14 protein-coding genes are annotated in these 14,368 nt (G+C 56.3%); 11 read left to right on the top strand and 3 right to left on the bottom strand.

Features of this window, described 5'->3' with window-relative positions; translation table 11 throughout:
• Positions 1-11 precede the first annotated feature (11 nt).
• The gene (locus tag H7849_RS24085) at positions 12-788 is read right to left on the bottom strand and encodes a GntR family transcriptional regulator (protein ID WP_251106450.1); all 777 of its coding nucleotides are present in this window, start codon (positions 786-788) and stop codon (positions 12-14) included.
• A gap of 137 nt (positions 789-925) precedes the next feature.
• Between H7849_RS24085 and H7849_RS24090 the strand changes: the two genes are divergently transcribed.
• From H7849_RS24090 to H7849_RS24140, 11 genes are all read left to right on the top strand, one after another.
• Entirely contained in the window at positions 926-1,612 is a 687-nt protein-coding gene (locus H7849_RS24090) for an N-acetylmannosamine-6-phosphate 2-epimerase (RefSeq protein ID WP_186743008.1), read from the top strand.
• Between the two features lie 228 nt (positions 1,613-1,840).
• Positions 1,841-2,749 carry a DoxX family protein gene (locus tag H7849_RS24095; RefSeq protein WP_186743009.1) on the top strand — a complete coding sequence of 303 codons (909 nt, stop codon included), beginning with the start codon at positions 1,841-1,843 and terminating at the stop codon, positions 2,747-2,749.
• A gap of 103 nt (positions 2,750-2,852) precedes the next feature.
• Positions 2,853-3,986 (top strand): SIS domain-containing protein, encoded by a 1,134-nt coding sequence (locus H7849_RS24100; protein ID WP_186743010.1) that lies wholly within the window; start codon positions 2,853-2,855, stop codon positions 3,984-3,986.
• Positions 3,987-4,221: 235 nt separating this feature from the next.
• Positions 4,222-4,902 carry a (2Fe-2S)-binding protein gene (locus H7849_RS24105; RefSeq protein WP_186743011.1) on the top strand — a complete coding sequence of 227 codons (681 nt, stop codon included), beginning with the start codon at positions 4,222-4,224 and terminating at the stop codon, positions 4,900-4,902.
• A gap of 15 nt (positions 4,903-4,917) precedes the next feature.
• A complete protein-coding gene (locus tag H7849_RS24110) occupies positions 4,918-5,889 on the top strand; it encodes an FAD binding domain-containing protein (protein ID WP_186743012.1) in 972 nt (323 codons plus the stop codon).
• A gap of 16 nt (positions 5,890-5,905) precedes the next feature.
• Complete coding sequence (locus H7849_RS24115) at positions 5,906-8,110, top strand: xanthine dehydrogenase family protein molybdopterin-binding subunit (RefSeq protein ID WP_186743013.1); 2,205 nt, start codon at positions 5,906-5,908, stop codon at positions 8,108-8,110.
• A gap of 3 nt (positions 8,111-8,113) precedes the next feature.
• Positions 8,114-9,232, top strand: coding sequence for an XdhC family protein (locus tag H7849_RS24120; RefSeq protein ID WP_186743014.1), 1,119 nt, complete (start codon positions 8,114-8,116; stop codon positions 9,230-9,232).
• Positions 9,225-9,836, top strand: coding sequence for a nucleotidyltransferase family protein (locus H7849_RS24125; RefSeq protein ID WP_186743015.1), 612 nt, complete (start codon positions 9,225-9,227; stop codon positions 9,834-9,836). The genes H7849_RS24120 and H7849_RS24125 overlap by 8 nt, the downstream gene beginning before the upstream one ends.
• A gap of 135 nt (positions 9,837-9,971) precedes the next feature.
• A complete protein-coding gene (locus tag H7849_RS24130) occupies positions 9,972-11,117 on the top strand; it encodes a hypothetical protein (RefSeq protein WP_186743016.1) in 1,146 nt (381 codons plus the stop codon).
• A gap of 142 nt (positions 11,118-11,259) precedes the next feature.
• The gene (gene ndk / locus H7849_RS24135) at positions 11,260-11,676 is read left to right on the top strand and encodes a nucleoside-diphosphate kinase (protein ID WP_186743017.1); all 417 of its coding nucleotides are present in this window, start codon (positions 11,260-11,262) and stop codon (positions 11,674-11,676) included.
• A gap of 98 nt (positions 11,677-11,774) precedes the next feature.
• On the top strand, positions 11,775-12,668 hold the full coding sequence (locus tag H7849_RS24140; protein WP_186743018.1) for a DUF4097 family beta strand repeat-containing protein: 894 nt from the start codon (positions 11,775-11,777) through the stop codon (positions 12,666-12,668).
• Positions 12,669-12,680: 12 nt separating this feature from the next.
• Here the strand turns inward: H7849_RS24140 and H7849_RS24145 are convergent, their stop codons facing one another.
• The gene (locus H7849_RS24145) at positions 12,681-13,589 is read right to left on the bottom strand and encodes a sugar phosphate isomerase/epimerase family protein (RefSeq protein WP_222439735.1); all 909 of its coding nucleotides are present in this window, start codon (positions 13,587-13,589) and stop codon (positions 12,681-12,683) included.
• Positions 13,590-13,763: 174 nt separating this feature from the next.
• On the bottom strand, positions 13,764-14,156 hold the full coding sequence (locus H7849_RS24150; protein WP_186743019.1) for a hypothetical protein: 393 nt from the start codon (positions 14,154-14,156) through the stop codon (positions 13,764-13,766).
• Positions 14,157-14,368 lie beyond the last annotated feature (212 nt).

Genomic DNA, 14,368 nt, shown 5'->3' on the forward strand with positions numbered 1-14,368 from the left:
TGAATTTGAGTCTATTCGATTGCTGTCATCGGAACGCGAATTGACGCGCGATAACGGTCCGACCGGTAGCGTGAGCACGCCGCTTCTACGGGCGTTTCCTGCGTCGTCATGATCACGCGCATAATTGAGAGCACACTCGACTTCCGCGGAATCGTCAACAACTCCGACTCTTCTTTCGTCGCTAGTAGAGCTTCGATGATTTCGTCTGCATACCCCACGCGCACGCCGTAGCGCTCGCGCAGAGTCTGGTACAGCGAGTGCTTGGCAAAATCAATCCGATCCAACCCGGGAAATTGCTTCAGCGGAATATGCGAATCCTCAATTGCCATCGGAATCCCATCCGCCAGGCGAAGCCGGCGCAGATGCACAACCTTATCGCTGGCATCGAGTTTCAGCCGCTGCGCCAGGTCCTCATCCGGCGTCCGCACTGTCTGCTCCAGCAGCTTCGAACTAGGCTTCATGCCGCGCTGCCGCATCTCCTCGGTAAAGCCCTGCAGGTGCATGATGTTTTTTTCAAGTTTTGGACGAGTTACAAATGTGCCGCGCCCTTTTTCGCTGAAAGCATAGCCGCTCGTCTTCAACCCATGAAGCGCCTGCCGCGCCGTCATGCGGCTCACCTGGTAGTACCGCGACAACTCCTCTTCCGAGGCCAGAGGATCGCCTTCGGAAAGCTCTCCCGACTGAATCTTCTCCATCAGAGCGCGCTGAATCTGGAAGTAAAGGGGAATAAATCCGTTCTTGTCTAACGGATGGAACGTGGACTCGTTGGTTGTGCGGCTCTTAGGCACCTTCACTCCTCAGATCTTGCAACTACTACAATCTCAAACCTACAACAGCTTAAGAATCTGTATAACGATTACCCGATGCGTCTTCGACCGATCACATCACTCTGGTTTAACATGCTGCCAAAACCTGGCAGATCTATATGACAACACCCGAGAATTTCCCGGCCACTCTTAAAAACAAGCTGATCGTATCCTGCCAGGCGCTTCCCGGCGATCCGCTTGACCACCTTGAAACTCTCCGCCGTATGGCGATCTCTGTTCTTCGCGGGGGCGCCGGGGGTCTACGTGCAAACGGAGCCGATGCCATCGCAGCCATGCGGCGCGAAACCACACTCCCCATCATCGGCATCTCCAAGCGCTTCGACGACGGCAAACCGGACATCACCCCTGACTTCGCTTCAGCAAAATCCATCTCCGATGCCGGAGCCGATATCGTCGGCCTCGACTGCAGCGCTGGCCGCTTTCCAACCTCTGAACCTTGGCGTCCACTGCTCACCCGCATCCGGCAGGAACTGCGCCGCCCCGTTCTTGCCGATATTGCCACTCTCGAAGAAGCCCTCGCCGCCGAGCAGGCAGGAGCCGATGCCGTCGCCACAACCATGTTCGGATACACGCCGGAAACCGCAGGGCAGCGATCAATTAACTGGACGCTGGTAGAGAATCTGGTCAAGTCTCTGCATCTCCCCGTCATCGTTGAAGGCCACGTCCGCCAGCCGGATGAAGTCCGTCGCAGTTTCGATCTCGGCGCTTACGCCGTGGTCGTGGGCGCAGCCATCACCCAGCCGGAAGCCATCACCGCAAGATTCATCGCCGGCATGCAAAGCTGATCCGGGCCGCGGCCCAATGGCTACCGCGTACTTCCTAGTGGACGCACCCAGTACAGTTGTCTATACAGTATGCGAAATCCGGTGTCCAGTCTATTTCAAAATGAGATCAGCCTTAAGGTAAGCCAGGGATTTACGTCGCTTAGGCCATCGATTACCCTTTGTGGTACCTGAGCGGTCTTCGATGGACCTGATATTGTGCGAAGCGCTGCGGGGCGGAGAGAAATCCCTGTGAATTCGCAGGCAGTCATAGCTCTCGTCTTAATTCCCAGCCAGGTGATCTGGTCCTATTCTGTCGCTGGGGTCGTTGCCGCATTCTGGCTGGTCACAATTCTTCTTCGCGGAAGTTGGCACAAGGCACGAGGACTCGACAAGCTGATTCTCTTCGGGCCTCTTTTCTACGCGGCCCCGGTCGCGGCCTTCGGCACCGAACATTTCACGTTGACAAAGATCATCGCGTCGATCATGCCGGCGTGGATTCCGTGGCACCAGTTTTGGGTGTACTTCGTAGGCGCTTGCTTTATCGCAGGCGCGCTGAGCCTGGTGACGGGAATTCAATCGCGGCTCGCGGCGAGCCTGCTCGCCCTGACATTTTTCGTTTTCGTCGCGCTCATGCATCTCCCGGCTTGGGCGCATCAGCCTCAAAATCGCATTGCGCTGGCTATTGTGTTGCGGGAAACATCCTTCAGCGGCGGAGCTCTCGCGCTGGCAGCTCACCTCACCGAGCAGCAGAACCGGCGCGCCGCGCACATCATGGCGACGATCGCGCGATACTTTGTTGCCATTCCCGTGCTTTTTTTCAGCCTCGAGCAATTTCTGCACGGCGATCACGTCCCCGGCGTTCCGTTGGCACGTTTGACGCCCATGTATGTGTTCGGACATGCCATTTGGACATACGTGGCGGCCGTGGCTTACGCGGTCACGGGCGCCTTGCTGCTTGTTGGCAAGAAAACACGCACCGCAGCGACCTGGCTGGGCTTGACCGTACTGTTCGTGGAGTTGGTCGTTTACGTTCCGATCGGAGTTGTGGAACGCGCCAGCCTCGACAACGGCCTGAATTACGTGTTCGATACGCTGATGTTTTGCGGCGCCGTTCTTCTTCTCGCAGACGCCATGCCGCAATCTCGTCGGAGCTCCTAAACCGGAACCGTCGTTTCTCGGAAGACCTCTCTAGTTGTACATACAGGTTCGAGTGCGAGAAAATAAGCTGCAACACATCACTCTTGGAATCCAGAGGATGGCCATGCCGCAATCGCTTGCTACTCGCAATTTCGCCCACGCCATGCTGCGTGAGATCTATGAGCAGCCCGAAGCTCTTGCTGCCTCGATTCGCAACTACGTCACCGATGGTTCGCTCAAGCCGGAAGCCTTTGCCGCCGTTGCCGAGGCGCTGCGTGGCCACCAGCGTGTCGTGATCGCAGCCAGCGGATCGAGCCGCCACGCCGGGCTCGCCGGCGAAATCATGCTCGAAGACCTGGCCGGTCTCACCGTCGACGTTGAGTACGCGAGCGAATACTGCTACCGCTCCACGCACACTCTGCAGGACCCGGGCGTCATCGTCATCTCCCAATCTGGAGAAACCGCCGACACGCTCGCCGCTCTGCGCGAAGGCAAATCGCGCGGCCTCAAAACCGTCGCCATCACCAACAACGCCGCCTCCACCATGGCGCGCGAAGCCGACGCATCTCTTCCGACCGTCGCCGGAAAAGAAAAAGCGATTCCCGCGACGAAAAGCTTCACCACGCAGCTTGCGGTCCTCTATCTGCTCACGCTCTCGATGGCCCGGCTGCGCGGCAGAATGACGGCCCATTCCGTCTCCAGCCTGATTACTCAACTGGAAGAGCTGCCAAACCTGCTCGAGTCCTGGCTCGAAGCCTGGGAGAAGCAGTTGCACTCCGTCGCCGAGCATACGCGCAACGCTCGTGGCTTCCTCTATCTCGGACGCGGCATCCACTACGCCATCGCCCGCGAAGGCGCGCTCAAGCTGAAAGAATCGGCCTACGTGCAGGCCGAAGGCTATCCTGCCGGCGAACTCAAGCACGGCCCAAACGCCCTCGTCAGCAAGGACGCCCCCCTGGTGATGATTGCGACCCGCGACGAAAACGATCCCGACTCCGTCCTGCGCTATGAAAAAACGGTGCAGCTGATGAAAGACATGCAGGCGCAGGGAGCCGAGATCATTGCTCTTGCCTCAGAAGGCGACGCCGAAGTGCCTAAGCTCGCGCACTTCACTATCCCCATCCCCCGTGCCAGCGAATACCTTCTGACCATCCTCGAAGTAGTCCCGCTCCAGCTGATGGCGTACTTCACGGCAGTCCTGCACGGCATCGACGTGGACAGACCGCGAAATCTCGTGAAAGCAGTCGTGCACGAATAGCGCAGTAGAACGAATATCCAGACGATCTAGGGCGGATTAAATCGATATATACCTGCTTTTTCCTTCAAAAGCAGTAGGCCACTAAGCACGCACTTGAAGCCATCAAATCCCTTTAAGGATGTCGTGCTAATTTCATTGCATCTTCTTTTTCACGGCCATCGTCTTAAAGAGGTCAGACCACTGCATCGCATCAAACAGACGGCCACCGAACAGACAACTCAAGGATTGTTTACCAATGCGAAAGTCGCGTGACACAGAGCTTCTGGAAAAGAACGAGGAAGCATCCGCCTCCGACCAATCAAACGAGCGACCGCTTTTCGGCAGATTTTCGCGGCGCTCCTTCCTGTCACAACTGGGCGCAGCCAGCATTGCGGCCACAACTGCACCGCTGGCCCACGCTGCCGCCGCCGCTCCGGTCGCAGCGGAGGCGACGGAGAAAGCAGCGGTACCGGGATCGGTTCCCGTAACCCTGCGGATCAATGGGCAAACGCATCAGCTTATGCTCGAGCCGCGCGTAACGCTTCTCGACGCGTTGCGCGAGAACCTCCAACTGCCCGGCACAAAGAAGGGTTGCGATCACGGCCAGTGTGGAGCCTGCACGGTGCACGTCAATGGCCGGCGCGTGAATTCCTGCCTGAGCTTTGCCGTCATGCATCAGGACGACGAGATCACGACGATCGAAGGGCTGGCGCTGAATGGTGAACTGCATCCGGTGCAGGCGGCGTTCATCGAGCACGATGGATTCCAGTGCGGCTACTGCACGCCGGGACAGATCATGTCCGCCTCCGCGCTGCTGAAGGAGCCCATCGGCAAGGAAGATGCGGACGTCCGCGAAGCGATGGCAGGAAATATCTGCCGTTGTGGCGCCTATAACAACATTGTGGCTGCCGTGCAGCAAGTTCGGCGTGCGGTCTAAAGGGAGACGGACAAGATGCAGACATTCCGCTATATCCAGGCGAAATCGATCGACGCAGCAGTAGACGCGAGCGGCAAATTTATTGCCGGAGGTACGACGCTGGTCGACCTGATGAAGCTCAACGTTGAGAAGCCAGCTGCATTGGTCGACATCAACGGGCTTCCCCTTGACCGCATTGAGCCAACTCCCGACGGCGGCCTCAAGGTTGGCGCCCTCGTGCGTAACAGCGATCTCGCGTGGAACGCTGACGTCAGGCAGCGCTACACAGTGCTCTCTGAGGCATTGCTCGCCGGCGCTTCCGCGCAACTGCGTAACATGGCAACCACCGGAGGCAATCTGCTGCAGCGCACCCGCTGCTACTACTTCCGCGACACGAACTACAAGTGCAACAAGCGCGAATCCGGATCCGGCTGCGCGGCCCTCGATGGCTTTCACCGCATCCACGCCGTTCTTGGCACAAGCGAACACTGCATCGCCACGCATCCATCGGATATGGCCGTGGCCATGATGGCTCTTGAAGCCACCGTACACACGCGCGGCTCCAAAGGCGAGCGCAGCATTCCACTCTTCGATTTCTACCTGGTTCCGGGCACTACTCCTGACAAGGAGAACGCGCTGGAGCCCGGCGAACTCATCACTCATGTCACGCTTCCTGCTCTGCCGCAGGGCACGCGATCGCACTATCTTAAGCTGCGCGACCGCGCCTCGTACGAGTTCGATCTGGCCTCGGCGGCAGTTGTAGTGCAACTCTCGGGTGGCCGCATTCAGCACGCCCGGGTGGCCATGGGCGGTGTTGGTACCAAGCCGTGGCGATCGAAAGAAGCCGAGCAGGCACTACAGGGCCGCGAAGCAAACGAGCACACACTCCGCTCGGCAGCAGAAGCGGCATTGAAGCCTGCAAAACCCTTGCGTGACAACGCATTCAAGGTTGAATTGGCCAAGCGGGCGATTGTCCGCGCTTTGCAAGTGACAACACAAACAGCCTGAGAGGTATTTGGCAACCATGAGCTCATCAGTCATTGGAGCAGCAGTGTCGCGTGTCGACGGCAAGCTCAAAGTCACTGGCGCAGCATGTTATGCAGTGGATCACCCAATGGATCGCCTTGCCTATGGCGTTGGCGTTCCAAGCACGATCGCAAATGGAAAAATCACGCGCATCGATTCCTCAATAGCCGAGCGAATGCCGGGAGTCATAACCATTCTCCATCATGGCAATGCCGATCCTCTGTTTCGTCCTGCGAACGCGTTCGAGCGCGACAGCCGCGCCGGCGAAAGCCGTCCGCCACTTGAAGATGAGACCGTCTACTACTACGGACAATTTGTAGCTCTCGTTGTGGCAAATACCTTCGAGCAAGCGCAGGATGCCGCCGCGCTTGTAAAGGTTGAATACGCGGAGAACAAGCCGGCTGTTCACATCAGCGAAGTGCCTGCGCCCGCCGAACCTCCCATGCGCCATTACTGCAGAGGCGATGCCGAAGCCAGCTTCAAGAGCGCGCCGGTACAACTGGACGTGACCTATACGACGCCCGCCGAAACGCACAACCCGATGGAAATGCACGGCACCATCGCGCTGTGGAATGGCGACAAGGTCACGCTCTATGAAACGACACAGGGCGTCGTGAACCACCAGCACGTGATGTCGGAAATGATTGGCGTTCCTCTCGAAGATGTGCACGTCGTCTCTCCGTTTTGCGGATCGGGTTTCGGTGGCAAGCTGTTCCCCTGGCCGCACTCCATGCTGGCAGCCATGGCCGCGCGCAGGGTCAAGCGCCCCGTTAAGGTTTCTGTCCCGCGCACGATGATGTTCACAACCGTCGGGCACCGTCCATTTACGCAACAGCGCGTTCGCATTGGTGCAACGCAGGACGGCAAGCTCCTCTCATTGCGGCATGATGTCATTACGCCGAGCTCCATCATCGACGACTACGCCGAAAACTGCACCGAACCCACGCCGCTGCTCTACAGCTGCGCCAACGTAACCTCGCAGCAACAACTTGTCCATCTGAATATCGGAACGCCCACGCCCATGCGCGGACCGGGAACCGCTCCGGGGCTCTTCGCCATTGAATCTGCCATGGACGAGTTGGCCATCAAGCTCAATCTTGATCCGTTGGATCTGCGTCTGCGCAACTATGCCGAGACCGACGAGAGCACGAACAAGGCCTTCTCCAGCAAGCATCTGCGCGAGGCCTATCTGAAAGGCGCCGAGCAGTTTGGATGGAGCAGGCGCAATCCCAAGGTTGGCTCCATGCGCGACGGTAACCTGATCCTGGGTTGGGGGATGGCGACCTGCACCTGGCCCGCGGGCCGGGGAGCGGCAGAGGTTCGTGTTCGACTCAACGCCGACGGCACAGCGCGTGCCTCAAGTGCCACGCAGGATATCGGAACCGGAACCTACACCGTCTTTGCACAAGTGGTGTCAGAGAAGACGGGAATTTCTGTCGAAAAAGTTGATGTGGTTTTAGGAGACAGCTCACTTCCTCCGGGGCCGACGTCAGGCGGTTCCACCGGAAACGCATCGGTGCTGCCTGCAATTGCAAAAGCAACACAAATGGCAGTCGACACGCTCATGCAAGTTGCCGTCAAAACGGAATGCTCGCCATTTCACAATGCCGACCCAAGCACGCTCAAGATGACAGCCGGTCGCCTCCACGCGCAGGACAAGGCGCCGGAAAGCGGTGTCCCCTTCGGCGATATTCTCAAGATGCGCCGCCTCGCCAGCATCGACGGACAGGCTAGAACGGCTCCTGATGAGAGTTCGCGGAAGCTCTCCAGTCATACCTTCGGCGCCCAGTTCTGCGAAGTTACCTGGGACCCGGGAATTGCGCGTCTGCGTGTCTCGCGCTGGCTGACAATCATGGACGCCGGACGTATCATTAATCAGAAGACCGCGCGCAACCAGGTTCTTGGCGGCGTGGTGATGGGCATCGGCATGGCTCTCTTCGAAGAGACGATCTACGACCGGCGAAACGGCAAGCCGCTCAACAATAACTTCGCCGACTATATCGTTTCGACAAACGCGGACATTCCGGACATGGATTGTATCTTTGTCGAATATCCGGACTTGAACCTCAATGAGTACGGGGCTCGCGGAGTCGGCGCGATCGGGCTCACAGGTGTAGCGTCTGCGCTGGCCATGGCCGTACATCACGCAACCGGAGTGCGTGTTCGCGATCTGCCCATTCGTATCGAGCAGTTGCTGGCGTAATCCATGTCTGAACTGCAACAAATCGTAGCGCTATGGCGGGCGGCGAAAGCGAGACAGGAAGAAGTTTGCCTTGCAACCGTTGTGCGCGTCGAAGGCTCGTCGTATCGAAAGCCTGGGGCGCGCATGCTGCTCACACAAGATGGCCAGCGCGCAGGAACGATCAGCGGTGGCTGCCTTGAAGCCGAGGTCGCAAAGAAGGCGTGGTGGCTTACCAGAAATGGCTCAACAATCCAGCGCTACAGCAGCTTCTTTGACGACGATTCTCCTGCTCCGTATGGATTGGGTTGCGGTGGTACGGTGCATGTCCATCTGGATCGCAGCAACGCGGCGCATGCGGTACTCAACGCACTGGACGCGAATCTCAATAAGCGGATCCCATTTGTGATTGTCACAGATACAGATAGAGCGAAGACCGTACTGGTGCAACAGATCGGCGGGGAGACTTTGTTTGTATCTCCCGCAGAGCCGTCCCTGGCCGGAATCACTAGCCTGGCACAGCGAGCGGCCAGTGAGCGACGTTCCTTTTATGCGGTGCTCCCGTCGGCTTCTGGTCATACCAGCGAGCTCTTTGTTGAATACGTGGCACCGAGCCCGGCATTAACGATCTTCGGCGCTGGAGACGATGCGAAGCCGCTGGCCGACTTTGCGAAGCGTCTGGGATGGTATATCACGATCGCGGATGGCCGTTCCCACCTCGCTTCGGCTGCCCGTTTTCCGCAGGTGGATCGCGTCATCGTTCTCGACTTTGAAGCGACTTCACCGCTGCGAGAGCTGTCCGTGAGCGCAGACGACGCCTTCGTGCTGCTCACGCACAGCTATGAGCAGGACCGCGCAATCCTGCGGCAGGTGCTTCCTTATAGGCCGAAGTATCTCGGCATGCTGGGTCCACGGCAGCGCACAGAGCGCCTGGTCGGTGAAATTGCCTCGCTAATAGGTATTTCGTCTGCCGAGTGCATGGCAGCACTGCATGCTCCCGTGGGATTTGACATCGGAGCCCACACACCCGAAAGCATCGCCCTTTCGATCATCGCGGAAATCGTCGCGGTCATCAATGGACGTGAGGGAACATCATTGAAAAAGCAGGCGCGCAAGCACATTCACCCCACGCTCAACTATGTCTGATTGTGAGCAAAAAGCACGCTGCGCAGCCATCGTTCTCGCCGCAGGTGCTTCCACACGGTTAGGCCAACCGAAACAACTGCTCAGGCTGGATGGCGAAAGTCTCCTTCGCCGCACCGTGAGACTCGCGTTCGAAGCTGGCTGCTCGCCGGTCTTTGCTGTCCTTGGGTTCAATGCGCAACGTATGCAGCAGGAACTCTTAGTGTCTGGGGCGAAAGTCGTGGTGAATCCCAACTGGCGGTCAGGGATGGGTTCATCGTTGCGTTGCGGAATCTCTGCCTTGATGGCGGAAGATCCAGTGCCGCCAAAAACGATGCTTCTTGTCTGCGATCAGGCAAGACTGTCGGGGGAGAGTCTTTCGGAATTAATTCGGGTGAACGCGCAAGGCAGATCTCTGATTACAGCATCGCGTTACGCCAGCAGATTAGGCGTCCCAGCCATCTTCGACAAACAGCTATACGCCGATCTGTTGAAAGTCGAAGGCGATCAGGGCGCTCGCTCCGTAATCCAGCGCTACCTCGACCAAACCACTACAGTCGAATTCCACGACGGCATCATCGACATTGACACCCCGGACGACCTAATAGACCTAGGCGTAAACAGCTAGCGTTCCCACCCAGATTCACAGGCCAGAACTTGGAGATATTACTGTGTTTTTGGACATTGACTCAAACGGCCTAGCCTACAATATTGGCGAAGTTCAGAGAGTACACGGACTGAGGCCGTAAGCATGCTAGGGAGTATGTCATTACTTCTGTTTGTGCAGGCAGTCCCGGCGGCTCCCGCACAAACGGGCAAATGGTTCACGGCACCTGCCGTGGCCGCAGCAGTGATCACGTCGATATTAACTATCGGGGGAATCGTCCTCAAGGACTATCTCCTTAAATTGTTAGAGGAGCGGCGATCAGAGGAGAAAGCTCAAAGCGCGATATATGAACGGTATTCACACCCTCTTGTGAGTTCGGCAGTTTCCCTAATGAATCGTTTACATGAAATCTTGTACCAGCAGCATAGGCCCGTATATCTCTTGGGAGAGGGCCTCTCCACGGGGTCAAGTCCAGGAAGTATATACCGCTCCTATAAGAAGCTGAGTACCATTTACAGACTGGCTGCAATGTTAGGTTGGATCCGCGCTTGTCGTAGGGAGTTCTCCTATCTTCGAGTTGCAGACATCGGAAAAGCTGGAGGGATTCACAGAGCAATCGATGATTTTGAAAACTCTCTCGCTGACGGAAATTGGGTTGAATGGCAGCGGATTACAAGATTATGTGACCTGTGGCTGTTGTGTAAGCCAGGTGATCTCAGAAAAACACCAGATACCAGTGCACTCGCCGCACAAGTCGACAATTTGATTTGGAACTGCCTCGAAAATGAAAACGTCGAAGACGTCTCTCTACTGCCTGACTCAGCAAAGCGTGCTTTGTGTCGAACGGTAGCTGATTGTCTTTCTTCGCATCTTCGAACCAATGAAGTTGCAGAAGCCTCTATGCAGCGCTCTTGGCCGGATGCTTTCGCAATCATAGGTATGCGGGAAGCTTGGATATACCGAGACTGGCAAAGCGGTATTGGAGATATGATGATTCGGCCGACAGAAACAGAAGAACGCAGATTTGAAGTGATTGGGTTCGGCGACTTCGAGCATCTCGCACTAAATAGTAATGAACAACAACCTTTGTCACTAAACCGACTGTTCGAACTGTTTGACAATCTCAATCTGAGCATTGAAGATCGCTTCGATGCCCGGCCTACACAGCTCAAGAGCGTGGCTACCGCAACGGCGCGACTCATTTTGGAAATTGACAAAATCCAAGGCAAGCAATCGATAGTTTCTGAAAATTCTAGAGAGAGAGCCGACGAGATTCTCAGAAAGCTCGACTCACAAAAGTAACCGGAACTGAGAATAGTGCCAGCCTCGACGTGACTGATGAAAGTGGAATGTCAATTCGATCCTTTCATGCTAACCCCCGCCTGACGCCCCTCAAAGAGCTCATTTACACTGGAAATAACCCATATTTTGCAAGGAGAACCAGGTGTCAGAACGCACCTTCAGCATCATCAAACCAGACGCCGTCCGCAAGGGCTACACCGGAGCGATCCTCGCTGAAATCGAGAAGGCCGGTTTTAAGATTGTCGCCATTAAGAAGGCGTCTATTTCCAAGGCTCAGGCCGAAGGATTCTATTACGTGCACAAAGAGCGCCCCTTCTTCGGCTCACTCACCGACTTCATGTCCTCCGGCTCCATCTTCCCGATGGTGCTCGAGAAGGAGAACGCAATCGCCGACCTTCGTAAGCTGATGGGCGCCACCAACCCGGCTAACGCCGAGGAAGGCACGATCCGAAAGAAGTATGCCGGCTCCATTGAGGAGAACGCCATCCACGGCTCCGACGGAGAAGACACGGCAAAGTTCGAAATCGGTTATTTCTTCGCAGGATACGAACTTCTCTGACCTTTAGTCCCTGGCCTTTTCCCAAAAGGCCAGGGATTTTCGAAAAATCAACGGAACTAATGCTTCTCCCGTAGCGTAAGCCGTCACAGGAGAAAGCTATGCCTTCCGCAAGATCCCTTCTTCGGTATTCCATCTCAACCATCGCCGTCTGCGCCATGTCTTTTGCCGCGCTTCCCGGACACGCCCAAAGCGCCGACCACGATTGGGAAAAGACTTATTCAGTCGCTGAGAAACCAACCTTAACGATTGAGACATCAGATAGCAGCCTGAACATTCGATCCTGCGGAGACTGCAAAACGATTCACATCAAGGTTCATTCAGGCCTCAAGTTGAGTGAATATCGTCTGGAGGAAAGCCAGTCCGGCGATCACGTTAACTTCACTCTGAAAGAGAAGCCCCATATGGGCGTCCACATCACCTGGAACAATCATGAGCACACCACGGTCGATGTTGAGACGCCGGGAACGCTCAACCTTGATGCGAAGACCTCCGATGGCAATTTAAATGCTCGCGATTTGCAAGGAGATCTGCAATTGCACACCGGTGATGGCAACGTCGATCTCAACAATCTTCATGGAAGTCTGCGGTTGACCTCAAGCGACGGCAATCTCACGATTCAAAATGCAACCGGAACGATCGAAGCCCGCTCCTCCGACGGCCACATGAAAGTGGACGGAAACTTCTCCGCCGTGCAACTGCATACCAGCGATGGAGAACTCGATTTCGCATTGGCCCAAGGCGCGCAGCTGACTGCCGCTTCACGCATTGAAAGCTCGGATGGGCGCGTCACAATCCGCGTCCCGCACGATCTCGCCGCCGATCTCGACATCTCAACCAGCGACGGCCGCATCGACTGCTCGCTGCCGATCACCATGGATCACTATGACAGCCGTGGAGACTCAGGGCATCATATACGCGGAAAGCTGAACGCAGGGAGTGTCCCGTTGACCATCCACACCTCAGACGGCAACGTCACAATCTCCCCGCTATAACATTCCTCAGACTTACATCGTATGCAGGTACTGATAATCAGCTGTCAGTTCCTGCATGATGTCACCGTCGAATTCTTCCTGCTCCACAAAGTAGTGCTTGATCCCAGCCTTTTTGGCGGCCGCGAAGATCGGCTTGTAGTCAATCGTGCCCTTACCCAGAACGGTTGAGACGCGTTCTCCCGGCAATTTTCCCGGCACTGCTGGTTTCAGGTCTTTAATGTGGAGCATGGAGATACGCCCCGGATATTGCCTTAGATACGCGATCGGATTTTTTCCTGCAGCAGAAACCCATCCGCAATCCATCTCAAGAGTCACATAGGCAGGGTCTGTATCCTTCAATAGAACGTCGAGGCCATTCATGCCACCCACATCGCGAAATTCCGTGGTGTGGTTGTGATACCCGAATTGAATGCCTTCCGCCTTGAATTTCTTCCCGATCTGGTTAAATTGCTCCGCATTCCAGCGCCAGTCATCCGCAGTCATTCCATCGCGGAAGTACTTGCCTGCTCCACCCGAATAACTCGCCAGCTTCGTCGGATCAGAAACGGAAGGCGTAGAGCAAATCACGTAAGAGAGTCCCAGCGCTTTTGCATACTTTAGAGTTCCGTCCGCATCTTTCTGCAGGTCGGCCATCGGATAGTGCGCGCTCACACATCGCAGTCCTGCGCCGGCCATGGCTGCCTTGACGTCCTCGGCGCTGTGTCCGAAGAAGCCTGCAGCTTCCACTTCGCGATAGCCGATCGCGCCCAGCTGTTTCAGCGTTCCCGCGTAATTGTTCGGCAGCAGCTTTCGTACGCTATAAAGCTGCAATCCGACTGGCAAGCCCAATGGATCCGCCATTAGCCGGCGTTGATTGAGGCTCCATGCTGCCGCGACCGTTGCGCTTGTTTTCAGAAACGTCCGTCTCGTGATTTGCTTCACGTATATCACCCCTCCTGTCAAACGTTTACCAGAATACAGGGGTTTCAAATCTTCAGGGCAGGATGCTCGCAGAGACGGAAGCTTTGAGGCGGGAAGGCTAACTTAAAGGACAAAAAAATAGAGCCTGTATCGGAGCATGAAGATACAGGCTCTTCCTGGAAGGGGTGGTTGCTACTACCGGCCGCCCGTGATCGACACTTCGCGCTGGGCGGTGTGTCTTTCGCGTACGTCCAGTACCGGTGTGGTCCGCGTGGCTAGGCGAATGCTGTGCAGTTCATGAGTGCCATCTGCCTCGTCGTCGAACTTCAGCGACGCCGCCGGCGTGTTCGGACCAAAGTCTGCAGGGGATGCCGCCCACATGATCGATTGGCTCGGATGATCGTGGTTGGTCAGCGTCAGGACGTTCTCGCTCAGATCGAGTCGCACGTCGTACCTTCCTGCCTGATATGTCTTGCCATGAGATTCAAAGTTGAAGGGAACGTTGACCGTTACCTTGCTCAGCGCGAAAGCGGCACTCGAGCTTGCCAGTGCTGCTGCAAAAACGAACATCCTTGTCATCGGTCGCATCGTGTTTCCTCCCTACGCAAATCACACTACGAATTTCCGGCAAGACCTGTCGTCAAGCGGCCGTCTAGTTCTTGTCAAATTTGAAAAAGTGTTCTTGACGCATCAAAACGGAAAGGGTGTCCCGATTTGGAACTGTCGCATGTGACCTCATCGAGGTCGCTTCTCGCGTTATGTCTGTAAATAGACGTAATCGTGCGGATGACCGCCTAGAC

It is taken from the genome of Alloacidobacterium dinghuense (assembly GCF_014274465.1).
GTDB lineage: Bacteria > Acidobacteriota > Terriglobia > Terriglobales > Acidobacteriaceae > Alloacidobacterium > Alloacidobacterium dinghuense.

What these genes read in the sequence shown, in the direction of transcription:
- H7849_RS24090 (WP_186743008.1), top strand. Translation starts at nt 926, where the DNA reads ATGACAACACCCGAGAATTTCCCGGCCACTCTTAAAAACAAGCTGATC.
- H7849_RS24100 (WP_186743010.1), top strand. Translation starts at nt 2,853, where the DNA reads ATGCCGCAATCGCTTGCTACTCGCAATTTCGCCCACGCCATGCTGCGT.
- H7849_RS24105 (WP_186743011.1), top strand. Translation starts at nt 4,222, where the DNA reads ATGCGAAAGTCGCGTGACACAGAGCTTCTGGAAAAGAACGAGGAAGCA.
- H7849_RS24110 (WP_186743012.1), top strand. Translation starts at nt 4,918, where the DNA reads ATGCAGACATTCCGCTATATCCAGGCGAAATCGATCGACGCAGCAGTA.
- H7849_RS24115 (WP_186743013.1), top strand. Translation starts at nt 5,906, where the DNA reads ATGAGCTCATCAGTCATTGGAGCAGCAGTGTCGCGTGTCGACGGCAAG.
- H7849_RS24120 (WP_186743014.1), top strand. Translation starts at nt 8,114, where the DNA reads ATGTCTGAACTGCAACAAATCGTAGCGCTATGGCGGGCGGCGAAAGCG.
- H7849_RS24125 (WP_186743015.1), top strand. Translation starts at nt 9,225, where the DNA reads ATGTCTGATTGTGAGCAAAAAGCACGCTGCGCAGCCATCGTTCTCGCC.
- H7849_RS24130 (WP_186743016.1), top strand. Translation starts at nt 9,972, where the DNA reads ATGTCATTACTTCTGTTTGTGCAGGCAGTCCCGGCGGCTCCCGCACAA.
- H7849_RS24140 (WP_186743018.1), top strand. Translation starts at nt 11,775, where the DNA reads ATGCCTTCCGCAAGATCCCTTCTTCGGTATTCCATCTCAACCATCGCC.
- H7849_RS24150 (WP_186743019.1), bottom strand. Translation starts at nt 14,156, where the DNA reads ATGCGACCGATGACAAGGATGTTCGTTTTTGCAGCAGCACTGGCAAGC.